The sequence below is a fragment of the Deinococcus fonticola genome, assembly GCF_004634215.1.
Lineage (GTDB): Bacteria > Deinococcota > Deinococci > Deinococcales > Deinococcaceae > Deinococcus > Deinococcus fonticola.
On the sequence record NZ_SMMH01000004.1, the window covers coordinates 1 to 24,486 of the forward strand.

Consider the following 24,486-nt stretch of genomic DNA (forward strand, 5'->3'; position numbering starts at 1 on the left):
GAGATAGGCCGTGAAGGTGTCAAGATGGTTCAGGGCGGTTTCTGGGTGTGTGAACGCACCAGAAACCGCCCTTTGTCGTTTTTTCTGCGTCCTGATCGACATTTAACTCAACCTGTCAGGTGCTGAGCAGCGTGGGAATTCGCCGCTTCAGACATTGTCGTTGGAGCGCACTGAATTCCAGTTCAGCCATATTCAGCCATGAGGCATGCTTTGGGGTATAGATCCATTCGAAGCGGTTCACCAGTCGGTGAGCGGCTTCTGGCGGCAACCACTTGTAAAAACTGGAGCCATGATGGGTGTTCAGGTTGTCCTGAATGATGGTGATGCGTGCCACCTGCGGATAGGCCCGTTCCAGTTCCTGCATGAATTCGGTGTACTCTTCCGCTGTTCTGCGCGCACAAACTTTGACGAAGCGTCGCCCGGTCAGCGGTTCAATGGCCAGGAGCACGACGGCACTCCCGAAACGCTCGTATTCGGAGTCTTGCCTGGCGACCTTACCCGGTTCCATGGGAACCGGGGCCAGTTTGTCGCCGATCAGAAAGCAGGGCTGTTCATCGAACCACAACACGGGATTCTGTTCGTCATATGGCCTCATGTACACGTCCAGCACCCGTTCCATCTCGCACAGAAATCGCGCGGTCAGTTGCGCGATGCACCACTGCTTTTTGCGATGCGGCTGGACTTCGTTTTTTTCAGGATGTAAAACACCGTTGACGGCGCAATGCCGTCAACGAGTTGCAGTTCGACGGCTTTGTCTGCCAGCAGACGAATACTCCACTGGCTATGACCCTCTGGTGCCTCACTACAGGCCAACGCGGTGATCGCCGCTCGATCCTGGCCACCGAATTTGGCTGGACGTCCTGTGCGTAGTCCATCGAACAGTGCGTCTTCCAGGCCCCCCAGGACGAAGTGCTTGCGTGTCGCACGCACCATTTGCACGCTGACCCCCAGGGCACGGCTGATCTCGAGATCGGCAGTTCCCTGGTGTGAGAGCAACAGAATGCGGGCGCGGGTCATGACCCGCGCCTTGCCGCTTGGCGAAGGAAAGCGCGGCGGTGTGAATAAGAGGTAAACTGAAGGCTCCTACGAAGGCACACCGTGACGCCGGGAAAGGCCCAGCCAGGGGTGCCCGTACAGTTCCAGGTCAGGAGGAAAGGTATGCCACGCACGGCCGCGCAGATGGTGCAGGAAGCCAAGCAACGTGTCGAGAACCTCACGCCTCAGCAGGTCGCCGACGAATTGCAGCAGGGGGACGCCCTGCTGGTCGATATCCGCGAGCCGGGGGAACGCGAGCAGACCGGCGTGATTCCCGGGGCGATCAGTGCGCCGCGCGGCATGCTGGAATTCTGGGCCGATCCCAGCAGTCCGTACCACCGCCAGGAATTCCAGCCGGATCGGCGGGTGATTCTGCACTGCGCTTCCGGGGGCCGCTCCGCGCTGGCGGCGGACATGTTGAACGACTTGGGGTACAGCAACGCGGCCCATTTGGACGGCGGGTTCAAAGCCTGGAGCGAAGCGGGGCAGCCAGTGACGAAAGCAGAGTGAGTTACAGGGTTTAGTGTTCCCGCCTGCACTTTGAGCGGTTGGACGTTTGGGGAAGCGGCCGACGACTGCGTCTTCTGTGACCCAGGTGGCGGTTACTCACCCGTCAGTTCCCGCAATTTCTCGATCAGGGGCCGCAGCCGGTGACGCCTCAGTTTCAGGGCGGCGCGGTTCACGATCAGGCGGGCGCTGGAGTGGTACAGGATGTCCAGTTCCTCCAGGTGGTTGGCCTTCAGGGTGCTGCCGGTCTGCACCAGGTCGACGATGGCGTCGGCCAGCCCGGTCAGCGGGGCCAGTTCGATGCTGCCCGAAAGCTTGATGATCTCGGCGGGAATGCCCCGGGCGTTCAGGTAGGCGCGGGTGCTGCGCGGGTACTTGGTGCCGACGCGGTGAATGGGGCCACCTGCGCCTTTCTCGCGGATCAGGGACAGGTGACAGGCGGCAAATCTCAGGTCGACGGGTTCGTACACGGCCCGCCCGGACTCCACGAGGACGTCCTTGCCGACGATGCCGGCGTCGGCGGCGCCCAGGTCGACGTACACGGGTACGTCCTGGTTTCTGAGTTCCAGCAGGGTCACGCCGGGGTACTCGTGCCGCAGCGCGCGCGATGCTTCGGGCGTGGTGAGGGGCAACCCGGCCTGAGCCAGCAGGGCAATGGCGTCGTCCATAATCCGGCCTTTGGGCAGGGCGATGGTCAGATGATCCGGGTCGCGGGTGGGGGCGGGGGTCATGCGCCCACCTCCTGCAGGTCTGCGCCTTGCAATAAGCGCTGGATACCGCGCGTCTGGGCGTACTTCCGGAGGTCTGCAAGGTCGTCCGTCCAGGCAAGTTCCGCAATGAGACCAGCGTGCCGGGCGGCCTGCGCGGCGGGCAGGTCAAGGGCCAGCACGTGCTCGGGTTGTGGGGGAACGCCGGGGGGAATGGCGCGGGTCAGGCGCTCCAGGCCAATGGCGAAGCCCGCGCCAGGCAGGCCACCCGCCAGGGCGTAACGCCCGCCACCCAGCACGGGCTGGTTGATGCCGTTCGTGTACGCCCGGAAGGTCAGGCCGGTGTAGTACCCGTAACGGCGGCTGACCCCCAGGTCGAACAGCAGCGGAAAGGGACACAGGACGGCCACGTCGCGCAGGTGGTTCACGGCGGCGCGGGCGCGTTCCCCGTGGGCCAGGCGGGCCGCCTCGTCTAGCACTTCCGCTTCGCCGTACAGGTCGAGCAGGCGGTGCAGCGTGCGCGTCACGTCGCGGCTTAGGCCATGCGTGCGGGCCAGCAGGTCGACGTCCGCGCCGCTCTTGCGGTCGATGGCGCCGTGCAGCGCGTCACGGGCCGGGCCGTGCAATCCGGCGTCTTCCAGCACGGCGTCCACGAAACCGGGGAAACCTACCTCCAGCTCGGCTTTCACACCCACCACTTCCAGCGCCGCCTGGGCCAGCGCCAGCAGTTCCACGTCGGCGCGCGGGGTGTCCACGCCAATCAGTTCCGCGCCCACCTGCGTGAATTCGCGCAGGCGGCCCAGTTCACTGGTCTGGGTGCGCAGCCACAGGCGCCCCCCGTACTGCAACCGCAGCGGATAAGGCCCGTGGGGGTAATGGGTCTGCACCAGGCGGCCCATCGCGGTGGTGAACTCGCTGCGCAGGGCCAGCACTTCCCCGTCCGAATCGATCAGTTTAAACGCCTTGTCGTCCTGCGGATGCAGGCGGTCGGCCAGTTCCAGCGCCGGCAACTCCACGCCCTGATACCCCCACACATGCAGCAACGCCGACAGCTTGCCGCGCAGATGCTCGCGCACCGCGAACTCGGCAGGCAGCACATCCCGCGTACCCGTGGGAATTAAAGAAGGATTCAGGACAGAGCGGGCCGAAGAACTCACGAGAGGCATTCTAGAGCAGTTCTCCGAATTCCGCGCTCTGTGGAACAGCACCCCAGAGCGCTCCATTCTCCGTCCTGCTCGTCTAAATTCACTCGCCCCGCTCGGACAAAATCACTGCGTTCTTTGTCAAATGCTCCAGGCGCCCCACACGAAAACACAGGCCACGCGGCCCAGACGAATTAAGGTGGATGGATCACCGCTGCTGGCCGACAGAGAAATCCCGACGCTGGCAGGGTTCTCCACAGGCGCTTCTCTGAAGCACGCGCTCCAAACCTCCGGCTTCCATCTATACTGCGCCTCGTATGCGCTTCCCGGCCCTCCCCTGCGCCCTCGTGCTCGCCAGCGTCCTGAGCGGGTGTGCCCGCACGGCGGACAATTTCGCGCCGCGCATTTTCGTCACCAGTCCGGCCAGCGGGGGTGTCAGCCAGATCAGGAACCCCATGGTGAAGGGATACGTGCTGGACGACACGGGCGTGACGCGCATCACCGTGAACGGCAAGAGCATTCCCCTCTCGTCGGGAACGAAAAAAATAGCGAATTTCCAGTTTCAGGCGCAGGTGCCGGGCGCCAAGGCCGATTACGCCCTGGCGGCCAGTGACGCGGCCGGCCACGAGACGAAGGTGAACCTGCCCATCAGCGTGGACGCCACGAAACCTACCCTCAGCGTCAAGAGCTTCACGCGCTTCGGCCGAAACGGCATTCGCGTCACAGCCGTGGCCACCGACAACATTCAGGTCGCGCAGGTCACGGTGGACGGCAACCGCCTGAACATCACCCCCGGCAAACGCGTGGACATCTACGCCGAAACCACCGGCATCTACGCCGACATCGAAGTGCTGGATCAGGCGGGCAACAAGACGTTTGTGCGGGCCCAGTGACCGGGTACAGTAGCCGAGCACAGCAACCGGACACAGCAAAAAGACAGCAAAACCTTTGCGGCGTGTGGGGCGTAGCCTGTCGGAAAACAGGGGTTGAATGCCTTTTTTTGGGCATCCAGCCCGCCGCAACATCTTTTGACTGACGAGATGGGGCTCAGCCAGGCGGTAAGCTGACCCGGTGGAGCCTTGGATTGACGTCATTCTCGGTTTCTCTTACGTGGGCATTTTCCTGGTGGTGTTCGCGGAAACGGGCTTGCTGGTGGGCGCGGCGCTGCCGGGCGACAGCCTGCTGATCGCGGCGGGAATCGTGGCGGCCAACCAGAAAGGGAACGTGCACCTCGACCTGGGGGGCGTCATTGTGGCGGTGGTGGCGGGGGCCATCCTGGGCAGTATCATCGGGTACTTTCTGGGCAAAAGGTGGGGGCCGGCTATTTTCAGCCGTCAGCACAGCCGCCTGTTCAAACCGGAGTACCGCGTCAGGGCCGAGGAATTCTTTGCCAAAGAAGGCCCGAAGTCCGTGATGCTGGCGCGCTTCATTCCCTTCGTGCGGGCGGTCGTGCCGACGCTGGCGGGCGTCAGCAACATGGATTTCCGGCAGTACGCCCTCTACAGCGTGGTGGGGGCCATCGTGTGGGGCGCGGGGTTGCCGGCGCTGGCCTCCTACGTCGGGCAACGCATTCCGGATCTCGACCATTACATTCTGCTGATCATCGCCGTGGTGATCGTCCTGAGCGCCATTCCGGTGCTCCTGAAGGTGCTGGAAGCCCGCCGCGCGCCCAGGACTTAATTCCGGAACGTCCTCTGAACGCCCCGCTGGAAGGCGCCGCGGGGCGTTCCGCGTTTTACCGTGTCGTCAGTGACAGTGTGCCCAGAGCCTCGTCTATCAGTCGGCGGCTGGACGTAAAAGGCGGCGGAATGCTGGGGAGCTTAAGGGCCGGGAACCACTGGGCGTCCTCGATCTCGCCGGGTTGCGGGGTGATCTCGCCGCTGTCATACCGGGCGGTAAAGGCCAGCATCAGGGAATGCGGGAACGGCCAGGGTTGACTGAACTGGTACCGGATGTTCCCGACCTGCACGCCGACTTCCTCAAGGATTTCGCGCTGAACGGCGTTCTCCAGGGTCTCGGACGGTTCCACGAAACCGGCCAGGGTCGTGTACACGCCCGGCGCCTGGCGGGGGCCGCGGGCCAGCAGAAATTCCGTGTCTGGCCCTTCCCCGCGTGAAATCAGGACGATGACGGCGGGGGCCACGCGCGGGTAAACGCTGAGGCCGCAGTTCGGGCATTTGCGGTAGCGTCCCCGTCCGCCTTGCGGGTCGCCTTTCTGCAACTCGCTGGCACACGCGCCGCAGCAACGGTGTGTGCGGTGAAACTCGACGATCTGGTGTGCCAGTCCCGCCAGGCCGAACAGGTCGTCAGGCAGGACGCCGTAAGTGGCCCGAACATTGGACAGCGTGAAACCCTCTGGAACCTCCCCTTCCAGGACACCCACCAGGACACTTTTGCCCTGGTATGTCCCCAGGGGGGTAAGGGGGCGTGTCTTCAGTTCACCGGATTTCGGGAGGGCCTGCCCACGCAGGACAAGTTTTCCCCCGCTGAACACGAACTTCAGAGCGTCCGGGCTGTCCTGAACGCTCAGGTCGTCGAGAAAATCACCGGGGCGTTCAGTGGCGCCAGTATTGGTGGCAATGCTCACCGGCTTTCCTCTTCCAGGCGCAGCACGTCACCGAAGGGAAAGCCCTCGTCTTCCAGGCCGCCAGGCGGAACCACCCACAGGGTCGAGATGCTCGGGGCCTGCGGCGGGAAATCCCCGTATCCGTCGGTCAGGTAGATCAGCACGTCCGGTTCGTGCTTGTCCAGCAGCTCGAAAATGGGGCGAAAGTCCGTGCCGCCGCCGCCCTGCGGCTCCGGGATGGTGTCGCCGGGGCGCAGGTCGTACGGGCCGTAGGCTTCGGTGTCGGCGTAGTACAGCACCGCTTTCACGTGTGGGTATGCGCCCAGCACGCCCTGCACCTCGCCCACCAGGGCACGCACGGCGTCGTCGTCCACACTGCCGGAGGTGTCCACCGCCACCAGCGCGGTCAGGCTCTCGTCGTCCAGCGCTTCCAGATATAGGCCGCGCCCCACGAAGCGCCGGTCGAAACCGCCGAAATCCACGGGTGTGCGGGCCAGGAAGCGCCACAGCTGCGCGCGCCAGTCCAGCCGCGCCGGGGCGAGACGCTGCAACTCGCGGTGCGCGCCCAGCGGGTCGTGACCCTGACCGCCACTCATGGCGTCCACGCTGCGGGCCTGCGCCAGGGCCTGCTGCCACTCGCGGGCCACGTCGCGGCTGTTCCTGCCCTGTTTGGGCGGCGCGTCGCCGGGGGGGCCGTCGAGCAGGTCGTCGCCCTCGTCGCCGTCCCCATCGCCGTCCTGGCCCTCGATGGCGGTATAGACCTCCTCCACGCTCAGGCGTTCCAGGTGCTCGTCGCGGTTGAAGCTGGGCGGGGTGGGCAACCCGGCAGCGGCCACCATGCCGTTCACGATCAGGTCGGCGGCCTTGTTCCAGCGTTTCTTCTCTCGCGGCCCACGCCGCTCCACATGCGAGAGCGCCGCGTGCAGCACCTCGTGCAGCAGCAGACTGTCCAGCACGTCACCCGGCAGACTCGCCGCCATTTCCGGGTTGACATACACGCGCTCCCCATCCGTGCCCGCCCCGATCACCTCACGCGAAGGCACGAACTCTGCGTGCAGGAGCAAGGTGGCGAAGAAAGCCGACTTGCCCCGCAGCCGCAGGCGCGAACCAGAAATCAGCCGCTGAAATTCAGGCGTGATGGGGATGGGCTGGGTCATGCCACCCGCCTCACACGCCTTCCGTGAGCGCCAGTGTTCCCTGCACCAGTTCGGCCAGGCGCGGGTCACGTCCGAGCAGCCCAGCCAGTTCACCCAGTTGCCCGATGGCCTGGAATTTGCTGACCAGGGTGGCCACGTACAGTTGCAGCCATTCGGGGCCGGCCGCGCTGCCGAGCCACTGGAAGGCGTGGTACGCCTCGTCGGCGCTGGCCGCGCGGGCCGCCAGGCCAACCACAGCGGCGTACCGGACGCTGGGTTCGTCGGGGAGTTTCAGGCCGGCGCCACCGCCGGACAGCACTTCGCCCAGATCCGGGAGCTGCTCGAACAGCCGCACGAAGGCACTGAATTCGGCTCCGGCGGCCTCGCCAATGGCAGGAGACACGTCCAGCCCGGCACGGTGCAGGTGCGAGGCCATTTCCCAGGCACGCGGGCTGGGCCAGGCGGGCTGCGCGGGGTCGAGGCGGTGCAGCAGTTCGGGACGGAAGGTCAGGAAGGCGATGACGTGCTCGTGCAGCCCTCTCCCCAGGGCGTAGCTGCGCCAGCTGTCGAAGTCGGCCCGGACGGTCAGGTGCAGGAAGCGGTTGGCGAGGGGCGCGGGCATATCGAATACGCTGGCGCGGTCTTCCTTGCGGTTGCCGGCGGCCCACACGAACCAGCCGTCCGGGAGTTCGTAACTGCCGACCTTGCGGTCGAGGATCAGTTGCTGCGCCATGCCCTGCATGGTGGGCGGGGCCATGTTCACCTCGTCCAGGAACAGGATGCCGTGCCCTTCGCGGGGCAGGAATTCCGGCGGGTACCACTTGCTGACGCCGCTGCCCTGGCCGTCAGCTTCCGGCACGGGCAGGCCGCGCAGGTCGGTGGGCGCGAGTTGCGACAGGCGCACGTCCACGAATTCCAGGTTGTGAGCGGCGGCAATCTGCGACACCACGCTGCTTTTGCCCACCCCAGGCGGCCCCCAGATCATGGTGGCGATTTTCAGCTGGCCCCGAACCAGGGCAGACAGGTAAGTTTCCAGTTCGTGCGGTGTCAGACTCATGCCCCCATTGTCCCCGCTGCGGCATCACAAAGCAAAGACAGAACATTTACCCAGCCGGGGGTCGGCAAAGACAAAAAATCAGCCCCAGCACGCACGCCAGGGCTTCAGGGTTCGATTAAGCGTAATGGCTTACAGTTTGCGCTCCGCGTCGCGCTTCATGTCCTGCGCGGTGTTCTTGGCATCCTGCGCAGCGTCTTTCACGTCGTTCTTGAGGTTGTTGGCGGCGTCCTTGGCATCATTTTTCAGGTCGTGCGCGGCGTCTTTCACGTCGTTTTTGGCGTCCTGGGCCTTGTCGCCCAGCGAGCCGGTGACTTTGCGCAGTTCGGCGGCCCAGTCGACCGGCTTGTCCTGCGCGGTGCCGGCGGCGCTGGCAGCGGCGTTTTTGACGTCCGTTACGGCCTGCCCGGCGTTCGCTTTGGCCTGGTCGGCTGCGTTGGCGGCTTTGTCCTTGGCCGCGTCCAGCTTGTCCCGGGCCTGGTCGGCCACCTGAGCCGCCTTGTCCTTCGCCTGATCGGCGGCGTTGCCGGCCGCTTTCTGCGCGTCCTGAGCCGCGTCCTTGGCCTTGTCGGCCACGTCCCCGGCGGCGTCTTTGGCCTGGTCGGCGGCGTCAGCCACGGCGTTCTTCACGTCCCCGGCAACTTCCCTGGCCTTCTCCACGGCCGCGGAAGCGCCACTGGCAGCGGCTTCCTTGACATCCTGGGTCTTATCCGCAATGACGCTCCCGGCGTTCTGGGCGGCGTCCCTGGTTTTTTCCCAGCCTTTAGCGACGCTGGTGCTCATGTCGTTCACAGAGTCCTTCAGGCCCAGTTCGGCCAGCTTGGCGTCCAGCGCCTTGCGGTTCTGCTCGCGGCTCAGGTAGTACGCGCCCGCGCCCACCAGTGCGCCCAGCAGCAGCAGACGTTTCAGGGGGAAATGGCCTTCATCACGGTCAGAATCAAACATGAGAACAGCCTAGCCCTGCCGATGAGAAGGCAGATGAGGCGAACTTATGGGGAGGTTCACGCCCCCACTTCGGCCGGCCTGGCTTTCCCCCCCACCCACACGGCGTCCTGCGGCCCGGCGTACTGCACCGTCAGCAAGGCGGGGTGGCCGGGACAGCGCTGCGCGGCGCGCAGGAGGTTCTCGTCGGGGTTCAGCAGGCGGCGGCGCAGCAGCACGCCCGTCAGGCAGGCGAGCATATTGCTGCTGGCGGCGTCCTCCAGAAAACCTCTAAGCGGCCCGAAACAGCGGAAGCTCACGTCTGCGCGGCGCTGCGGCCCCTCTGCTGGGGCCTGCCTGGTGTACAGAACCAGGCCACTCGTCCCTGTAGCCTCGTTCACGCGCGAGATGGTGCCCAAGTCCGGCTGAAACGCGTCCAGGGCGTCCAGCGTCGGCACTTCGATCACGAGGTTGGGGCGAGCGGTGGAGGCCGTATGCACTGCTCCGGTGGCTGGCAGGTGAAGGCTCGAAAGGTCGGCCTGAACGTCCTGCACGCTCACCACCCCCTGATTGAGCAGCCACTCGCCGCCGCAGAACTGCGCGGGTGCCACGCTGTTCCCGCTGATCACATCGGCAAAATCAGCATTCAGGCCGCGGGCCTGGGCGCCGTGCAGCGCGGCGATGCTGGCCGAATCACTCTCGCCCCTCTCTCTGGTGGGCGTGAACACCCGCAAATGTATGCTGATGGGCGTGATCTCCTGAATAAATACGCTCAGGGGGACGCCGGAAGCGGCGGCCCGTGCCTGCAAATCTCCGTCTGCTTCCGTAAAGACCGCCACCCGTTTGCCTCCCGCGGCACCACGGGGGGCGAAAACGTCGTACACCGCACCAGACTCTCTCACGCCGAATATTTGACCACACCCGCAGGACGGCACGCTCAAGTCTGAACCTCTGAAGGGGGCCGGAAATCCAGCGTGCTAGCCTCGCGCCATGACCGCGCCCCACTCCCTGCCCGACACGCTTTTTGACACGGCGGTGGTCGCGGGAGTGGGCCTGATCGGGGGTTCGCTGGCGCTGGGCTTGCGGCAGCGCGGCCTGGCCAGGAAAATTATCGGCTACGACGCCAGTTTCGTTGCCTTGCAGGAGGCCGAGGCGCTGGGCGTGGTGGACGAGATCAAGACCAAGCCCGGCGAGTGGCTGCGCGACGCCGACCTGGTGGTGCTGGCCGCCCCGGTGCGGGTGCTGCCGGCGCTGGCGCGGGAACTGGCCCCGTTCCTGAATCCAGCGGCGCTGGTCACCGACGTGGGCAGCGTGAAAAGTGGCATTGCCGCCGAACTGGAAGCGCTGGGTGTTCGCAACTTCGTGCCGGGACACCCGATGGCGGGCAGTGAACGCGGCGGCGTGACCCACGCCCGCGCGGCCCTGCTGGAGAACGCCGTGTGGGTGCTGACCCCGACCGACCACACGCCGCTGACGGCCCTGAGCCGCGTGCGGACGCTGGTGGAAGAGCTGGGCGCGGCCCCGGTGGTCATGCCGCCCGACGCGCACGACTCGCTGGTGGCGACGGTCAGCCACCTGCCGTATCTGGCGAGCCTGGCCCTGACGCACCTGGTGGCGCGCGACGAAAGGTTGAGCCTGCTGGCCGCCGGGGGGTTTCGTGACCTGACCCGCGTGGCCAGCGGCGACCCACGCATGAGCCGCGACATGGTGGTCGCCAACCGGGCCGCGCTGCGTGAGGCGCTCTTACGCTTTCGCCGGCAACTGGAGCGCCTGGAAGCCGACCTGGAAGACCCCGAGGAGTTGCTGGCCGCCGCGCAGGAGGGCAAACGCACGCGCGACAGCCTGCCGGTCGTGAAACGCAGCCTGCTGCCGCAAAAGCATGATCTGGTGGTGGCCATGCCGGATCGGCCCAACCAGATCGGCCGGGTCACGCAGGCGCTGGGGGCGGCGGGCGTGAACATCAAGGACATCGAAGTGCTGGCCATCCGCGAGGAGGGCGGGGCACTGCGGCTGGGCCTGGAAAGCGTGGAAGCGGTGGCGCAGGCCGCCGAACTGCTGACGCAGGAGGGGTTCGAGGTGCGCAGCCGCCGATAGTTCCTGGTGAGGGCGTGCTGCCTGCTTGGCATTGCGCCCCTTCTCCTGTCAGAGGCCCGAGACAAGCCCTCTCCTACGCTGAGCGGCAATGATCGAGGTTCAGCATTACACCAAGCGCTTCGGGCCACACACGGCGGTGGGCGACCTGAGTTTCACCGTGCAGCCGGGCGCGGTGTTCGGCCTGCTGGGCAGCAACGGCGCGGGAAAAACCACCACCATCCGGGCGCTGGTGGGCCTGACCCGCCCCACCTCCGGGACGGTACGCGTGCAGGGGTTCGACGTGTGGCGCGAGCCGCTGAAGGCCAAGGCGGCGTTCGGGTACATACCGGACCGGCCTTACCTGTACGGAAAACTCACGGCGCGCGAACTGCTGCGGTTTGTGGGGCAACTGTACAAAGTGCCGGACATGGAGTCCGCCATCGACCGCTGGCTGGCGCTGTTTCGCCTGACCGACTTCGGAAACGAGCTGCTGGAAACGTACTCGCACGGCATGAAGCAGAAAGTGGCGATTATTTCCGCCCTGCTGCCGGACCCGCCCGTGCTGATCGTGGACGAACCGATGGTGGGCCTCGACCCGCACGCGGCCAGACAGGTGCGCGAGTTGTTCCGCGCCCACGCCGACCGCGGGCGCACGGTGCTGCTCACGACGCACAGCCTGCCGCTGGCCGAAGCCGTGTGTGACCGCATCGTGGTGCTGGACCGCGGCAAGGTGCTGGGCGAGGGAACGATGGAGGAACTGCGTGCCCAGACCGGAACGGCGGCCGGGGGCGTACATGGCGACAGCCTGGAACGCATTTTCTTTCGGCTGCTGGAGGAAGAACAGGCCGAGCAGCAGCGACAGGTTGCGGAGAAGGTGTGACATCACCCGCCAACCTGCTGAACCTGAAGACCACGGCCCTGCGAAACGCCTTCCGGAAAGCACCGAAATGGGGGTTCATGCTGGTGGCGGGGTTGGCGCTGCTCCTGGGCTGGGCCGAAGTGTACGGCACCTGGAAAGCCCTGAACTTTCTGGGTCAGTTCGGGGACATCGGCACGAACGTGTTTGCCCGGGTGCTGGAAATCGGGTTGATTACCCTGTCGAGCGGCGTGACCTTCAGCGCCACCACCACGGCCATTCAGACGCTTTACCTCAGTGACGACCTGAATTTCCTGCTGACCCAGCCACTCGCCACGCGCCGGGTGTTCGGTCTGAAGGTCTTCGAGACGTTCCTGAACACGGCGCTGGTGCCGACCTTTCTGATGATTCCGCTGCTGTTCACGGTGGGCGTGTTCTTTCACGCGCCGCTGTGGGCTTACGCGGCCATGCTGCTGGCGGCCCTACTGACCTTCGCCGCGCCGGTGGGGCTGGGCGCCCTGCTGGCGGTGGGCCTTATGCGCGTCGCCCCAGTGGGCCGCGTCCGCGAGGTCAGTACGGCGCTGGGCGTGCTGTTCAGCGCGGGCCTGGTATACGCCATCCGCGCCCTGCGTCCCGAGGTGATCGTGCAGAAAATGCAGGATCCCAGCCGCTTCGAGGAACTGCTGCGGAACTTCGCCAGCCCCAGCAGCCCGCTGCTGCCGCCATCGTGGGCGTCGCAGGGCATCTGGCAGGCCGCGCACGGGCAACTTTCCGGGTCACTGCTTCCCCTCACCGCGCTCACGGGCGCGCTGCTGGTGGCGGCCACCCTGCTCGCCACCCGCGCCTACCAGGAAGGGTGGGCCAGGGCACTCGACTCCAGCCAACCTGAACTCGACCCCTCCCCGCGCCGCGCCTCGCGCCTGGAGAACACCTTCGCCCGCCTGGGAGCAGGTGGCAGCCTGGCCTTCAAGGATCTGCGCGTGACCCTGCGCGACCCCACCCAGTGGAGTCAACTGCTCGTCGTGGTCGCGCTGGCGGGGGTGTACCTGGTCAGCGTGAAAGCCGTGCCCATTCCCATGGCGCAGTTCCGGGGCATCCTCGGGTACGTGCAACTGGCTTTTCAGGGCTTCATCATCGCCGGCGTGGCCGTGCGCCTGGCCTTTCCGGCGGTGTCCAGCGAGGCCAGGGCGTACTGGCTGCTGCGCACCGCGCCCATCAGCCCCCGGCAGATCGTGACCAGCAAATTCTGGGGCGTGCTGCCCACCACCGCGCTGCTGGGCCTGGTCATGGGGATTGCCAGCGCCCACGCCATGAACCTCGGCGCGACCCTGATGCTGCTCAGCGTCCTGGTCAGCCTCAGCAACGCCCTGGTGATTACCGCGCTGGGCGTGGGCCTGGGCGCCGCTGCCCCCAAATTCGACGCCGACAACCCCGCCGAAATTGGCGTCAGCCCCGGCGGCCTGGCCTTCATGGGCCTCAGCCTCGCGTACAGCGTCCTGTGCCTCCTGCTGCTCGCCAAACCGGCCGCCGCCAGCGTCCTGCGCCCGGACCTGTACCCCGCCTACTCTGCCCTGGCCACACCAGAAGGTCTGGCCGGACTCGTGGGCCTGCTGGTGGTCACCGTCCTCGGCACCTGGCTCAGCCTCAAAACCGGCTGGGAACGCCTGGACAGGCTGGAGTGACTGACCGCAGCGCCGCCAGCACTGCTCCCCGTGAGGTTAGCCGCTCCGGCTCCACTGCGCCGCCTGCCGCAGTGCCTGAGCGGCGGTGTCCACTTCTGCCAGCGTGGTGCCCAGCCCGAAACTGAAGCGCAGAGACGCACGCGCGTCCGCTTCACTGAGGCCAAGAGCAGTCAGGACGTGGCTGGGTTGCATGGTGCCGGCACTACAGGCGCTGCCGGCGCTGGCGCTGACGCCCTGCATGTCGAGGTTCATCAGGAGGGCTTCGCCGTCCGCCCCGGGAAGGGTGAGGTTGACGATCTTGGGGCTGGCGCCCCCGGGCTGGTTGAAGCGCAGGTCGGGGATGTCCTGCACGGCGTCCATGAAATGCCGGCGAAGGTGCGTGAGGTGCCCAAAGGTGGCGTCTCGCATACCCTCCGCCTCGGTGAGGGCCACGCCAGCCGCGTAAATTCCGGCGGTGTTCTGCGTGCCGGGCCGCAGGCCGCTCTCCTGCCCCCCACCCAGCGTGACGGGCGGGAGTTCGGTGCCGCGTTTGACATACAGGAACCCCACGCCGCGTGGCCCGCCCCACTTATGGGCGCTGAAGGTAGCGAAAGTGACGCCCCACGCGCTGAGGTCGACGGGGAGGACACCGGGGGCCTGCACGGCGTCGACGTGATACGCCACACCTTTTTCGGCGGCAATGGCGGCCAGTTCCGGGGTGGGCTGGACGGTGCCGATTTCGTTGTTGGCGTGGTGAATGGACACGAGCGCGGTGTCGGGTTGAAGGGCTTCTCGTAACTGTGCGGGGGTGTAAGCGCCGCCCCTTTCGGGGTGCAGGAAAGTGACGTTCCACCCACGCTGGGCGAGGTGCCTGGCCGGAGCAAGGACGGCGGAATGCTCGGTCAGTGTAGTGATCAGGTGTCCGGGCCGGCCGTGCTGCTGTTCCCATGCCTGCGCTGCGCCCAGCAGCACGTGGTTGTTGCCTTCCGTGCCGCCGCTGTTGGCAATGAGGCTGCGCGGGTCGGCGTGCAGGGCAGCCGCCAAGCGGGCGCGGCCCTCTTCGAGGAGCTCACGGGCGACCTGCCCGGCGGCGTGCACACTGGCGGGGTTGCCGGGAAGCGCGGCGGCGCGGGCGTAAGCGTCGAGTGCGGCGGGCGTCATGGGGTGCGACGCGGCGTAATCGAGGTAAATGCTCATACGTTCGGGTCTACTGCGGGTTCACGCGGGCGTATTCTGCGCCGTTCACGCGGATGATAAACACGGCGTTGCCGCGCACGGTCGCGCTGGCGTTCGCCTGCTGCCCGGCCAGTTGCGTGGAGTCGGTGGGGGGCATCATCTGGCGTTCGCCGTCGGCGTCCTGCACCACCACCGAGTAGGAGCCGGCGGGCAGGCCAGCCGGGAACACGTAAGCGAAGTTCACGGGACGCGCCCCGTTGCTGGCGGGCGTGGGCGGAATTTCCGCCGGCGTCTGGTTCTGGTTGATCGGCTGCGTGTCCGGGGGGGTCTGGGTATTGTCCGGCACAGCCGGAATGGTCACGGCGCCCTGCCCATCGTTAGGGGTGGGGTCGGTGACGCTGCTGTCGGGCGTAGCGCCAGTGCCGGGTTCCGGTTCGACCGGGGGTGGGGGCGGCACGTAGGGCGGCGGGATCGGCAGCGGGGCGGTCGGCGTGCTGGGGGGCGTGAATTTTGCGGTGGAGATCACCAGGATGACCCGGCTGCCGACATCCACGCGTACGAACGGCTTGGGTTCCTGGCGCAGCACGATGTTCTCGGCGCGGTCACTGGGTTCCTTTTTCACCTCGGTGACGACCAGCCCGGCAGCGCGGGCGTGGGCGCGGGCCTGCTCGAAGGTCATGCCTTCCAGGTTCGGAATCCACGTTTCGCGGCCCTTGACGCCGGTGCTTACCATGACCTGCACCGGTTGACCGCGTTGAATGGTCGCGCCGGGTGCGGGCACCTGCGCAATGACGCGCCCGGCCGGGGTGTTGCTCAGGGTGCCGTCCACCTTGATGACCTTCCCGAGTTTCAGGGCGTTGTCCTTCAGCGGCGCCTGGGCCTGCTGCAAGGTCAGGTCTTCCAGTTTCGGCACGGTCAGCGGCGCGGGGTTATTCACCGTCAATGACACCAGGCGTCCGGTCGGGAGGGCCGTGCCAGGATCCGGGTCTTGCCGGATCACGGCCCCCACCGGCACGCCGCCGCTGTCACCGTAGGTGTACTCGACGCGGAAGCCGTCCCCGGTGAGTTGCTTCGCTGCTTCACTCGCGGGTTTTCCGGTCACGTTCTTCACTTCGCCGATGGGCGGGTTCAGGTACACCTGCGCCGCCTGCGCCCCCAGCCAGCCCGCGCCGCCCAGAAACAGCAGGCCCGGAATAAACGCCAGCCACGCGCCCGGCTCGCGGGGCCGCCTGGCTTTCCGGACGCGCCCGCCGTTCAGCGCCGTCATGGTCGTGGCGTTCAGCATGGCGATCTGCTCGGCGGTGCGCCCTGCCGGGGCAGGCTTCAGGTACGCCACCCGGGGCATCTGGCCGTCTACCACGATGTCCGCGTCGGACAGCGCGAACCCGTGTGTGGCCAGCAGCGCCCGCAGGTTGTCCATGGCGTCCACGAATTCCTGGCGCTTGACAGGTTGTGACAGCGCTTCACTCAGCGGCGTGCCGGTCACGGGCTGCCACACGGCGTAGTACGCGCCGGGCCTCGCCACCACGTCCGCCAGCCCCGCCGGTGAAATGGCCCGAACCGCCTGACGGTAGGTGTGAAATCCCTGGCGGTCGGTGGGTTTGCTGGCATCGAACCAGGAGACGCGCCGGCCCTCGCCACTGGCGGTTTCAACCTCGTATAGCGTGGAAATACCGTTTTTCGAGACTTCACGCCGCACGCGGTACTTGCCGTCAATGACCTGTGGCGTCCCTGCTGCTGCTTGTGTCGCGTCCGCCCCCGTCATTCGCGCCCCAGCATAGCAAGTTGCCCGGCCTCAAGCATGGCAGAAGCATGAACGGACAGCAGGGCAGGTGGCGGCAGTGGCTCAGGGCGGCGGCGCTCATGAAGTGACTGAGGTTACGGCAGCGTTAGCCGCTCGGGTGGAAATCACGTTGCGACAGCAAACCAGAGGGTTGCCTGACGTGCTGGAACCCCCAGACCCGGCTGTCCGCAGAGTGATTAGGCGTCAGCACGGTTCAGCAGCATTCCAAGAATCCACCCACGCATCGAACTACGCCACCCGACCGATGCCGAACCCTCCTCTCCCGGGAGAGACTGCAGCCTATGCACCTTCGCACAGCACGGCCCGAGGATTTCCCGCAGTTGAAACCCATGCTCCTGGATATGGGCTTTGTCGAGAATGAAGCGGCACTGGAGCAGCGTTTCCCAGCTTTTTGCAGCCGTCCCGACCATCTTTTCTTCGTCGCGGAACAGGGCGGGGTGCTGCTGGGGTACGCGCTGGTGCAGGATTACGGGACTCATTTGCGTTCCGGGAACTCGCACCGCACCGCGAAGCTGGATGACCTTTACACTGCCCCGGACTTCAGGCGGCAGGGCATGGCGCGCGCCCTGATGCGGGCCGTGACGGACTGGGCCAGCGAAAGCCCGGTGCGTTACGTGTTCTGGTATGCCAATCAGCGCGAGGCCGGGCAGGCGTACCAGGCCATGGGATACCGGCCGGCCCCGTCCGGGCAGGAAGGTTTCGACTTTTACGAGATCGACCTGGACGACCCGGCGCAGCGCCTGCCCCACCCGCAACGCGGGTCGTGAGGTTCAGCCGGCGACAGCCCGCTTCTTCGGTGGCTTTTGCAGCGGCGGCAATTCCCGCACGTGATCCTCAATGAGACCGCCCCCCAGCAGGCGCGGGCCGTCATACAGCACCGCGCTCTGACCGGGGGCCACCGCGAATTGCGGTTCGGCAAATTCAAGCTCGAAGCCGTGTTCGTCGGCCTGAATGACCCTGGCCTTTACGGGCGCGGTGCGGTAACGTACCTGAACATCCAGTTCCTGCGGCAAGTCTGCCAGGTCAAGCAGGTAATTGGCGCTGCTGGCCTTCAGGCCTGTCCACAGGCAGTCGCCATAGTCGCCGACCCACACGGTGCTGGTGGCTGGGTCGAGGTGAACCACGTGGCGCACCTTGTGCGTCTGGTACAGCCCCAGCCCCTTCTTCTGGCCCAGCGTGTAGAACTGCGTGCCCAGGTGTTCCCCGACCACTTCCCCCGTGGCGATCTCGCGGATGAATCCCTGAACTTTGGGGATGTGCTCGGCCACAAAATCCTGCACCTTGCCCGGCACGAAGCAGATGTTCTGGCTCTCGGCTTTCTGCGCGGTCAAGAGGCCCCGTTCGGCGGCCAGTTCACGCACGCGGGGTTTTTCCAGTTCGCCTACCGGAAACAGGATGAACGGCAGCGCGTCCCGCGGCGTTCCCCACAGGAAGTAGGTCTGGTCCTTGCGCGGATCGTCGCCCCGCCAGAATTCCACCTCGCCCTGAGCGTTCTCCACGCGCTTCACGTAATGCCCGGTTGCCACGTAACGGCACCCCAGCATCTTCGCTTTCTTCACCAGCTCGTCGAACTTCACTTTCGTGTTGCAGTTCACGCAGGGGTTGGGCGTGCGCCCGTGCGCGTACTCCTCGATAAACGGCCCCACGATGTGCCGCTGAAACTGCTCGCGGTAATCCAGCAGGTAAAACGGCACGCCCACCTGCTCGGCCACCCGCCGCGCCTCATAAGCTGCGTCCGGCGAACAGCAGCTGTCGAAGGTGTCCACGCGCTTGTCGTCGGGCCAGAAGCGCATCATCGCGCCGATCACCTGGTAGCCCTGCTCTTTGAGCAGCGCCGCCGTCACGCTGCTGTCCACGCCGCCCGACATGGCGCACAGCACCCGCTCGCCTGGCGTGGCGGGGGTAGCGTTCGTGTTCGTGGGGGCGCTGACCGTCGTCATAACGCCCAAGGATAACAGGTGAGGGCCAAAAGAACGTGATGGCAGGAACTCATTCAGGGCTGCACGCGTATGCCTCTGGAGGAAGGAGGCCACATGACGCAAAAATCCATCGTAATCCCGGTAAATCCCTTCCAACCTCTGCGCTATGCGGCGCTTCCACTCCTCACCGGCGTCCTTATTTTTTCCTCCCGCTGGTCGGGCTTTACAGTGAGGACATCACTGTGAAGCCGGAATTCTTGCTCTTCAGTGAAGCCCCACCGCAGGAAGTGGCCCGGCGCTTGAGTCAGGCAACGACCGAGCCGCCGGATTTCTTGTCTGTCAACCTCACCCACGACTGGTTTGGCCGGGTGGACGACAGCGGTTTCAGGCTCCGGTACAACACTCGCGGCGCGAGGGGAGCAGCTCCGCAACTGGAAGGCATCTTGCAACCATGTGAGGGCGGAACCCTCATACGGATGACCCTCGACAGTAGACCTGCCGCTTTTCTGGCGGCCATGGTGTTCATTACCCCGCTCACCATGATCATAAGCTGGCAGCTTTTCGGCAGCATGGGCGACTCACCACTTCCCGCCCTCATGACTTTCCTGATCACTCCGGCGCTGCTTCTGGCGCTGCTGGTCACAGGAATGAAAGCGACGACAACATACTCAAATCAGGTACTGGGAGTGTTCACCCGCACCACCGGCGCCCGTCAGATCACGCAGAAGCAGAAAGAACAGTCGAGTTCAGATTTTACTTCTGGGTGATCCGGTTGACTTCTTCGATTTCGGTGGGTTCCAGTGCCCACTGCGCGGCTTCGATGTTCTGCTCGATTTGCTCGGGCCGGGTGGCCCCGGCGATGACGCTGCTGGTCTGCGGGTGGGCCAGCAGCCAGGAGAAGGCCAGTTCCAGCAGGGTGCGGCCCCTGCTCTCGGCGTAGCGGCGCAATTGCTCCACGATCTGCCAGTTCTGCTCGTTCAGGTAGCGGTCCTGAGCACCCGGCGACCCGGCGATGCGGGTGCCTTCGGGCAGGGGCTGGCCCTGATGGTACTTGCCGCTCAGCAGGCCGCTGGCCAGCGGGAAGTAGGGCAGCAGGCCCAGGTTCAGCTCCTTCATGGTGGGCAGCAAGTCCTTTTCCACGCCCCGCACCAGCAGGCTGTACTCGTCCTGGCAGGAGGTGAAACGCGCCCAGCCGTGACGCTGCGAGATCTCGTCGGCCTGGCGGACGTCGGCGGCGGGCATGTTCGACACCCCGATATTGCGCACCAGGCCAGCTTCGACCAGTTCGTTCAGCGTGCCGAGGGTGTCCTCGATGGGCGTTTCCGGATCCGGCGTGTGCAGCTGGTACAGGTCGAGGTAGTCGGTGCCCAGGCGCTTCAGGCTGGCCTCCAGCGCCTGGCGAATGTAGGCGGGTTTCGCGCCCTGCATGTTGCCCGCGTCGTCCATTTTCATGCCGAACTTGCTGGCCAGGATGATGTCCTTGCGCTGCGCCCCCAGGGCTTTGCCCAGCAGCTCCTCGCTGCCGCCGCGGTTGCCGTAAATATCGGCGGTGTCGAAGAGGGTAATGCCCAGATCGAGGGCGCGGCGCACCACGGCGGTGGTCTGTGCCTGATCGAGCCTCTGGCCGAAGTTGTTGCAGCCGAGGCCGACGACGGAAACCTGCAGGCCGGAGTGTCCCAGGGGGCGTGTTTGCATCTGCCCAGCCTAGCGAACATCGCTAATACGCGGGCTAGATTAAGAAAATGCTTTCTACTGACCTGCTGCGTGACGCCGCCGAACGCTTCGGCACGCCTCTTTACGTGTACGACGCGGATGAACTCGACGCGGGCCTGGAACGGGTTCGGGAGGCCTTTGGGGGGGCGCGGGTGTTTTTCGCGGTGAAGGCCAACCCGAACCTGAGCCTCCTGAAACGCATGGCGGGCGCGGGCCTGGGGTTCGATTGCGTCAGTTACGGCGAGTTGTGCCGCGCCGAGTTCCTGGGCTTACCGGGAGAGCGCATCATCAGCAACGGCCCCGCCAAGTCCCAGGCGGAGTACGACCTGGGGGCGCGGCTGGGGGTCACTTTCATCGTCGACCGGGTGGAGGAAGTGGGGCTGCTGCCGCCGCGTTCGCGGGCGCTGGTGCGGGTCAACCCGGCCTTGCAGATCAGCACGCACGACCACCTGGCGACCGGTTCGGCGGCCAGCAAGTTTGGGGTGACGCCGGAGCAGGTGCCACTGGTTCTGAAGGCGTTGAGGGAGGCGGGACACCAGGCGCTGGGGCTGCACGTTCACATCGGCAGCGCCATCCGCGACGCGCAGGATTTCACGGCCGCTTACGCGCGGCTGGCCGAGCTCCGGTCACAGACCGGGCCGCTGGAGGTGTTCGATGCCGGAGGCGGCTGGGGCATCGGCGCCGACCTGCACGGCATCGCGCGGGAAGCGCGCCACGCGGCGGGCGTGTTCGACGCCGAGTTGTGGGTGGAACCGGGCCGTTACCTGGTGGCCCCTGCGGGGGTGCTGCTGACCACGGTGGTGGGGGTCAAGCGCACCGGGCGCAACTTCTGCCTGGTCGACGCGGGCATGACCGAACTGATCCGCCCGATGATGTACGGCGCGGCTCACCCGTTGACGCCGTTGTGGGGGGGCGCCCAGGTGGAAACGTGGGACGTGGCCGGCCCGGCCTGTGAAAGCGGCGACCTGCTGGCCCGTGACGTGCCCCTGCCGGAGCCGTCGCGCGGCGACCTGCTGGTGGTCGGGGAGGCGGGCGCTTACGGCGCGGCCATGAGCACCACCTACCTGACCCGCGTCCGGCCCGCCGAGGTGCTGCGCCGCAGCGGCGAGTGGCAGCTGATCCGCCGCCGGGAGGAACCGCAGGAACTCTGGCAGACGGAAATCTAAATTCACGGCGCGGCGGGCGGGGAAATGTGGCGGAGGGCAGCGCGGCGGTGATGTGTGGGGGCAGCGTGAGCACGACGTGCGAAAATAACGGGGGATTTCCGGTTCGTAAGGGTTATGCAAGACCGCACCCCTTACCTTCACCTTGTCTGTCTTCTCAGGAGGCTCTTAACGATGCACTGTCCATTAGTCGCCCCTCACGTCCGTGCTACCCGTTGGCTGTTGACCGTCGCCCTGCTGAGCAGTGCCAGCGCATCCGCGCAAACGTTGATCGACACGTCAGCCGCCGTGGGCATTCAGAACACCCTGAACAACGTCGCCGCGCCCAGTCCCGTCCCCTTCATTCAGCGGGCCAATACGGTCGTCCAGACGGTGCAAAGCCAGCAGGCGCAGGCTGCGGCCCAAGTCACCACCCCCAGTGTCCCCAGTTCCAGCGTTCCCAGTTCCAGTACAGCCACCAGAACCGTCACCGTGACGCCCCTGACCGCGCCGCAGCAGGCAGCCCTGACGGCGGCGCAGGCCAGCTTCAAGGCCGGCAACTACCCCCTGGCCCGCACGCAGTACGAAGCGCTGATCGCGCAGAACTACAACAACCCCGAACCGCATTTCGGCCTGGCCATGACCCTGCTGTCCCTCAAGGACGAGAAAGGGGCCACTTTTGAACTGGGGCAGTTTCGCCTGCTGGCCCCGGAACGCTTTGAAGGGCCGTACAACCTGGGCGTCATCGCCACCCGCGCCGGGCGCTACGCCGACGCCCTGAGCCTGTACGCCGAGGCCGCCAAACTGGTGCCTGGCCAGGCCGGCCCGGAGCTTCAGGTGCAGGTGTGGAACGCCCTGGCCGGCGAACAACTCCGCAAAGCCGATTACGCGGGCCTGACCACCACGCTGGGGGCCCTTCAGGCCCTGAAGCCCGACGATCTGGATATTCAGTTCAGGCTGGCGCAGGCGCAGTTCATGTCCAACCAGGGGGCGCAGGCGCTGCCCAGCCTGTACGCCCTGCTGCAAAAGCAACCCGCGCGCACCGAGGCCATCCGCCTGCTGGCCGACATCTACGCCGCGCAGGGCCTGCCCGAGCGGGCCATTCGTGAACTGGACGCTGGCCTGACACAGGTAAAAGCTGGGCGCGACCGGGCGGCCCTGCTGCTGCACAAGGCCAACCTGCTGGCCCTGACCGGCGACACCAAAAACGCTGTCTTCTCGGCGCAGGCCGCGCACCTTCAGGACAGCAGCAACGTGGACGCCTGGCTGCGCGAGGGCCAGTTGCGCCTGCAACGCAGTGACCGCGCCGGCGCCCTGAAGGTCTTCCAGGGCGCGGTACAGGCTGCCCCCAGGGACGCCAAAGTGCGCGTGGAACTGGCGAGCCTGCAACTGGCCCTGAAGCAGTACCCGCAGGCGGCCCAGAACGCGGCGGTGGCCCTCACCCTGCGTCCAGACGCGGCCACGCAGGCCCGGGCGCAGTACGTACAGGGGGTGGCCCTCTACCAGCGCCAGCAGTACGCGCAGGCCCGCACGCTGCTGAATTCCAGCGCCCTGGCCGTGCGCAACGCCGACGTGACGCTGTGGCTGGGCCTGGCCAACTACGCCCTGAAGGATTACGCCGGGGCGGCGGCGGCCCTCACCGAAAGCATGAAACTCAACCCGACCCTGACCGCCCGGCAAAACCTGGCCTCGGCGCTGCTCGCGGCGGCACGTTACTCGGAAGCAGAAGGTATTCTGCAAGGCATCGTGAAAGACAACGCCAAAAACAGTGATGCCTGGTACTTCCTCGGACTCTCGCAACGCGCCCAGTTGAGAGAAGAGGACGCCCGCAAGTCCTTCAAGGTCGCCGCCAACCTCGGCAACACCCGCGCCCAGCAGGCCCTGGTGCAGGAGCCGGGCAAGTGAGCGGGGCGCGGCCGGCCCGTACCCGCACTGGCTCGGCCGGACGCTGGCCGGACATCATGGTGGGCGCGGTGACGCTGGCGCTGCTGGCCGGTTTCGGCACGCTGATGTTCGGCGAGCGCAACCAGCCGCTGGTGGCGCAGGCCCCCGCACCCTCACCGCAGACGGCCACGCCCAGCATCCCCGCCTCGCCCGGCACTGTTCCCGAACCGCAGACCGTTCAGCCGCCTGCCGCACAGCCGCAACCCAGCCAGGCCACCCCGGCGGTGCAGGGTTCGGCAGCAGAGAGTTCGGCGGCACCCGCCAAGAGCCAGGCAATCGACCCGGCCAGCGGCACTGCCCCCACGCCGGCTGCTCAGCCGCCGGCTACTGAACCGCCAGCGGCCAGCAACCCGTCCGAACTGGCGCAGACCAGTGAAATCCCGCCTGCTCCCGCAGCCCCGGCGGTCACCCCGCTGACCCCGCCGGTTCTGCCAGACAACCCCACCCCCCAGGCCGCCACGGCTGACCCCGAGGCGTCGCCGCCAGCCACTGCCACGCCCCCAGTTCCAGCCCCGGCCGTTCCCGCCCGCACGGGTGGTGCGGTCGCCACCAGTGAAAGCCGTGTGCCCCTGCGCAGCGATTACCGCATCAGCCTGGGCAGCTTCACTACCCGCAAAACTGTGGAATCCCAGACCGCGAATGTCCGTGGCCTGGGCTACACTGTGCACGCCATCGACCTGGGTGACCAGTACGTCGCGCAAATTGGCCCCTTCGCCAATGAGGAAGCCGCCCGCCAGGCCCTCGCCGACATTCAGCGGGCCTACCCCAGTGCGCTGCTGTACCGCCCGCGCAATGCTCCTGCGGCCAGCACTGCAAACAGCGCGGCAGCCAGCGACACGGAAAGCAGCGCTGCGTCCAATGTGACCCCCGACACCACGCAGACCACGCCCGCCCGTCCACAAGCCGCCGCTCCCAGTGGCCCGGCATACCTTCAGGTGGGCGCGTTCGACCGCGAGGACAGTGCCCAGCGTCTGGTCGGCATTCTCCACGACAACGGCTTCAACCCCACCGTCAACAGCCCCGAAGGCCGCAAAACCACTGTGATGGTCGGCCCCTACAGCGGTGACGCCCTGCTGCGGGCCGAAGCCCGCCTGGACAACGCCGGTCTGGATCACTTCCGCGTCCGGTAA

At 66.3% G+C, this 24,486-nt stretch carries 24 protein-coding genes; 11 read left to right on the plus strand and 13 right to left on the minus strand.

Annotated features, from left to right (window positions below; all coding sequences use genetic code 11):
* Nucleotides 1–115 precede the first annotated feature (115 nt).
* The gene (locus tag E5Z01_RS03260) at nucleotides 116–652 is read right to left on the minus strand and encodes an IS630 family transposase (protein WP_135228074.1); all 537 of its coding nucleotides are present in this window, start codon (nucleotides 650–652) and stop codon (nucleotides 116–118) included.
* The gene (locus E5Z01_RS03265) at nucleotides 640–1,017 is read right to left on the minus strand and encodes a helix-turn-helix domain-containing protein (RefSeq protein ID WP_135228075.1); all 378 of its coding nucleotides are present in this window, start codon (nucleotides 1,015–1,017) and stop codon (nucleotides 640–642) included. The genes E5Z01_RS03260 and E5Z01_RS03265 overlap by 13 nt, the downstream gene beginning before the upstream one ends.
* Before the next feature lie 141 nt (nucleotides 1,018–1,158).
* Between E5Z01_RS03265 and E5Z01_RS03270 the strand changes: the two genes are divergently transcribed.
* Nucleotides 1,159–1,545 (plus strand): rhodanese-like domain-containing protein, encoded by a 387-nt coding sequence (locus E5Z01_RS03270; protein ID WP_119765836.1) that lies wholly within the window; start codon nucleotides 1,159–1,161, stop codon nucleotides 1,543–1,545.
* Nucleotides 1,546–1,637: 92 nt separating this feature from the next.
* On the opposite strand, the gene hisG is transcribed toward E5Z01_RS03270, so the two are convergent.
* Entirely contained in the window at nucleotides 1,638–2,273 is a 636-nt protein-coding gene (gene hisG / locus E5Z01_RS03275; protein ID WP_135228076.1) for an ATP phosphoribosyltransferase, read from the minus strand.
* Complete coding sequence (gene hisZ, locus E5Z01_RS03280; RefSeq protein ID WP_135228077.1) at nucleotides 2,270–3,415, minus strand: ATP phosphoribosyltransferase regulatory subunit; 1,146 nt, start codon at nucleotides 3,413–3,415, stop codon at nucleotides 2,270–2,272. The genes hisG and hisZ overlap by 4 nt, the downstream gene beginning before the upstream one ends.
* 293 nt (nucleotides 3,416–3,708) lie before the next feature.
* Here hisZ and E5Z01_RS03290 point away from each other — a divergent pair, with 293 nt between their 5' ends.
* Entirely contained in the window at nucleotides 3,709–4,284 is a 576-nt protein-coding gene (locus E5Z01_RS03290) for a hypothetical protein (RefSeq protein ID WP_119765833.1), read from the plus strand.
* A 178-nt stretch (nucleotides 4,285–4,462) separates the two neighbouring features.
* Entirely contained in the window at nucleotides 4,463–5,071 is a 609-nt protein-coding gene (locus E5Z01_RS03295; RefSeq protein ID WP_135228078.1) for a DedA family protein, read from the plus strand.
* Nucleotides 5,072–5,126: 55 nt separating this feature from the next.
* On the opposite strand, the gene nudC is transcribed toward E5Z01_RS03295, so the two are convergent.
* From nudC to E5Z01_RS03320, 5 genes are all read right to left on the minus strand, one after another.
* On the minus strand, nucleotides 5,127–5,978 hold the full coding sequence (gene nudC / locus E5Z01_RS03300; RefSeq protein WP_240738160.1) for an NAD(+) diphosphatase: 852 nt from the start codon (nucleotides 5,976–5,978) through the stop codon (nucleotides 5,127–5,129).
* Nucleotides 5,975–7,114 carry a vWA domain-containing protein gene (locus E5Z01_RS03305; RefSeq protein WP_135228079.1) on the minus strand — a complete coding sequence of 380 codons (1,140 nt, stop codon included), beginning with the start codon at nucleotides 7,112–7,114 and terminating at the stop codon, nucleotides 5,975–5,977. Before E5Z01_RS03305 ends, nudC begins: the two co-directional genes overlap by 4 nt.
* A 10-nt stretch (nucleotides 7,115–7,124) precedes the next feature.
* Complete coding sequence (locus E5Z01_RS03310) at nucleotides 7,125–8,150, minus strand: AAA family ATPase (protein ID WP_135228080.1); 1,026 nt, start codon at nucleotides 8,148–8,150, stop codon at nucleotides 7,125–7,127.
* A 129-nt stretch (nucleotides 8,151–8,279) separates the two neighbouring features.
* On the minus strand, nucleotides 8,280–9,092 hold the full coding sequence (locus E5Z01_RS19390) for a hypothetical protein (RefSeq protein ID WP_167757748.1): 813 nt from the start codon (nucleotides 9,090–9,092) through the stop codon (nucleotides 8,280–8,282).
* 56 nt (nucleotides 9,093–9,148) lie between these two features.
* The gene (locus E5Z01_RS03320; protein WP_240738161.1) at nucleotides 9,149–9,907 is read right to left on the minus strand and encodes a PhzF family phenazine biosynthesis protein; all 759 of its coding nucleotides are present in this window, start codon (nucleotides 9,905–9,907) and stop codon (nucleotides 9,149–9,151) included.
* A 151-nt stretch (nucleotides 9,908–10,058) separates the two neighbouring features.
* Between E5Z01_RS03320 and E5Z01_RS03325 the strand changes: the two genes are divergently transcribed.
* From E5Z01_RS03325 to E5Z01_RS03335, 3 genes are all read left to right on the plus strand, one after another.
* Nucleotides 10,059–11,162 carry a prephenate dehydrogenase gene (locus E5Z01_RS03325; RefSeq protein WP_135228081.1) on the plus strand — a complete coding sequence of 368 codons (1,104 nt, stop codon included), beginning with the start codon at nucleotides 10,059–10,061 and terminating at the stop codon, nucleotides 11,160–11,162.
* Nucleotides 11,163–11,250: 88 nt separating this feature from the next.
* The gene (locus E5Z01_RS03330; RefSeq protein ID WP_135228082.1) at nucleotides 11,251–12,021 is read left to right on the plus strand and encodes an ABC transporter ATP-binding protein; all 771 of its coding nucleotides are present in this window, start codon (nucleotides 11,251–11,253) and stop codon (nucleotides 12,019–12,021) included.
* On the plus strand, nucleotides 12,018–13,679 hold the full coding sequence (locus tag E5Z01_RS03335) for a putative ABC transporter permease subunit (protein WP_135228083.1): 1,662 nt from the start codon (nucleotides 12,018–12,020) through the stop codon (nucleotides 13,677–13,679). The genes E5Z01_RS03330 and E5Z01_RS03335 overlap by 4 nt, the downstream gene beginning before the upstream one ends.
* 36 nt (nucleotides 13,680–13,715) lie before the next feature.
* Here E5Z01_RS03335 and E5Z01_RS03340 read toward each other — a convergent pair whose 3' ends face one another.
* Complete coding sequence (locus E5Z01_RS03340) at nucleotides 13,716–14,855, minus strand: cysteine desulfurase family protein (RefSeq protein ID WP_135228084.1); 1,140 nt, start codon at nucleotides 14,853–14,855, stop codon at nucleotides 13,716–13,718.
* Between the two features lie 10 nt (nucleotides 14,856–14,865).
* Complete coding sequence (locus E5Z01_RS03345) at nucleotides 14,866–16,599, minus strand: PASTA domain-containing protein (protein WP_135228085.1); 1,734 nt, start codon at nucleotides 16,597–16,599, stop codon at nucleotides 14,866–14,868.
* Between the two features lie 320 nt (nucleotides 16,600–16,919).
* Here E5Z01_RS03345 and E5Z01_RS03350 point away from each other — a divergent pair, with 320 nt between their 5' ends.
* Nucleotides 16,920–17,405, plus strand: a complete 486-nt coding sequence (locus E5Z01_RS03350; protein ID WP_135228086.1) for a GNAT family N-acetyltransferase — start codon at nucleotides 16,920–16,922, stop codon at nucleotides 17,403–17,405.
* 3 nt (nucleotides 17,406–17,408) lie between these two features.
* Here the strand turns inward: E5Z01_RS03350 and mnmA are convergent, their stop codons facing one another.
* Complete coding sequence (gene mnmA, locus E5Z01_RS03355) at nucleotides 17,409–18,578, minus strand: tRNA 2-thiouridine(34) synthase MnmA (RefSeq protein WP_135228087.1); 1,170 nt, start codon at nucleotides 18,576–18,578, stop codon at nucleotides 17,409–17,411.
* Nucleotides 18,579–18,799: 221 nt separating this feature from the next.
* On the opposite strand from mnmA, the gene E5Z01_RS03360 reads away from it, so the two are divergent.
* Complete coding sequence (locus E5Z01_RS03360) at nucleotides 18,800–19,324, plus strand: hypothetical protein (protein ID WP_135228088.1); 525 nt, start codon at nucleotides 18,800–18,802, stop codon at nucleotides 19,322–19,324.
* On the opposite strand, the gene E5Z01_RS03365 is transcribed toward E5Z01_RS03360, so the two are convergent.
* On the minus strand, nucleotides 19,311–20,252 hold the full coding sequence (locus E5Z01_RS03365) for an aldo/keto reductase (RefSeq protein ID WP_135228089.1): 942 nt from the start codon (nucleotides 20,250–20,252) through the stop codon (nucleotides 19,311–19,313). The two genes, E5Z01_RS03360 and E5Z01_RS03365, sit on opposite strands and share 14 nt — an antisense overlap.
* 47 nt (nucleotides 20,253–20,299) lie before the next feature.
* Between E5Z01_RS03365 and lysA the strand changes: the two genes are divergently transcribed.
* The 3 genes from lysA to E5Z01_RS03380 all read left to right on the plus strand — a co-directional run bounded on the left by lysA (nucleotide 20,300) and on the right by E5Z01_RS03380 (nucleotide 24,486).
* A complete protein-coding gene (gene lysA / locus E5Z01_RS03370; protein ID WP_135228090.1) occupies nucleotides 20,300–21,436 on the plus strand; it encodes a diaminopimelate decarboxylase in 1,137 nt (378 codons plus the stop codon).
* A gap of 219 nt (nucleotides 21,437–21,655) precedes the next feature.
* A complete protein-coding gene (locus E5Z01_RS03375) occupies nucleotides 21,656–23,317 on the plus strand; it encodes a tetratricopeptide repeat protein (protein WP_240738162.1) in 1,662 nt (553 codons plus the stop codon).
* A complete protein-coding gene (locus E5Z01_RS03380) occupies nucleotides 23,314–24,486 on the plus strand; it encodes an SPOR domain-containing protein (RefSeq protein WP_135228092.1) in 1,173 nt (390 codons plus the stop codon). The genes E5Z01_RS03375 and E5Z01_RS03380 overlap by 4 nt, the downstream gene beginning before the upstream one ends.

What these genes read in the sequence shown, in the direction of transcription:
- E5Z01_RS03265 (WP_135228075.1), bottom strand. Translation starts at nt 1,017, where the DNA reads ATGACCCGCGCCCGCATTCTGTTGCTCTCACACCAGGGAACTGCCGAT.
- E5Z01_RS03270 (WP_119765836.1), top strand. Translation starts at nt 1,159, where the DNA reads ATGCCACGCACGGCCGCGCAGATGGTGCAGGAAGCCAAGCAACGTGTC.
- hisG (WP_135228076.1), bottom strand. Translation starts at nt 2,273, where the DNA reads ATGACCCCCGCCCCCACCCGCGACCCGGATCATCTGACCATCGCCCTG.
- hisZ (WP_135228077.1), bottom strand. Translation starts at nt 3,415, where the DNA reads ATGCCTCTCGTGAGTTCTTCGGCCCGCTCTGTCCTGAATCCTTCTTTA.
- E5Z01_RS03290 (WP_119765833.1), top strand. Translation starts at nt 3,709, where the DNA reads ATGCGCTTCCCGGCCCTCCCCTGCGCCCTCGTGCTCGCCAGCGTCCTG.
- E5Z01_RS03305 (WP_135228079.1), bottom strand. Translation starts at nt 7,114, where the DNA reads ATGACCCAGCCCATCCCCATCACGCCTGAATTTCAGCGGCTGATTTCT.
- E5Z01_RS03310 (WP_135228080.1), bottom strand. Translation starts at nt 8,150, where the DNA reads ATGAGTCTGACACCGCACGAACTGGAAACTTACCTGTCTGCCCTGGTT.
- E5Z01_RS19390 (WP_167757748.1), bottom strand. Translation starts at nt 9,092, where the DNA reads ATGTTTGATTCTGACCGTGATGAAGGCCATTTCCCCCTGAAACGTCTG.
- E5Z01_RS03325 (WP_135228081.1), top strand. Translation starts at nt 10,059, where the DNA reads ATGACCGCGCCCCACTCCCTGCCCGACACGCTTTTTGACACGGCGGTG.
- E5Z01_RS03330 (WP_135228082.1), top strand. Translation starts at nt 11,251, where the DNA reads ATGATCGAGGTTCAGCATTACACCAAGCGCTTCGGGCCACACACGGCG.
- E5Z01_RS03340 (WP_135228084.1), bottom strand. Translation starts at nt 14,855, where the DNA reads ATGAGCATTTACCTCGATTACGCCGCGTCGCACCCCATGACGCCCGCC.
- E5Z01_RS03345 (WP_135228085.1), bottom strand. Translation starts at nt 16,599, where the DNA reads ATGACGGGGGCGGACGCGACACAAGCAGCAGCAGGGACGCCACAGGTC.
- E5Z01_RS03350 (WP_135228086.1), top strand. Translation starts at nt 16,920, where the DNA reads ATGCACCTTCGCACAGCACGGCCCGAGGATTTCCCGCAGTTGAAACCC.
- mnmA (WP_135228087.1), bottom strand. Translation starts at nt 18,578, where the DNA reads ATGACGACGGTCAGCGCCCCCACGAACACGAACGCTACCCCCGCCACG.
- E5Z01_RS03365 (WP_135228089.1), bottom strand. Translation starts at nt 20,252, where the DNA reads ATGCAAACACGCCCCCTGGGACACTCCGGCCTGCAGGTTTCCGTCGTC.
- lysA (WP_135228090.1), top strand. Translation starts at nt 20,300, where the DNA reads ATGCTTTCTACTGACCTGCTGCGTGACGCCGCCGAACGCTTCGGCACG.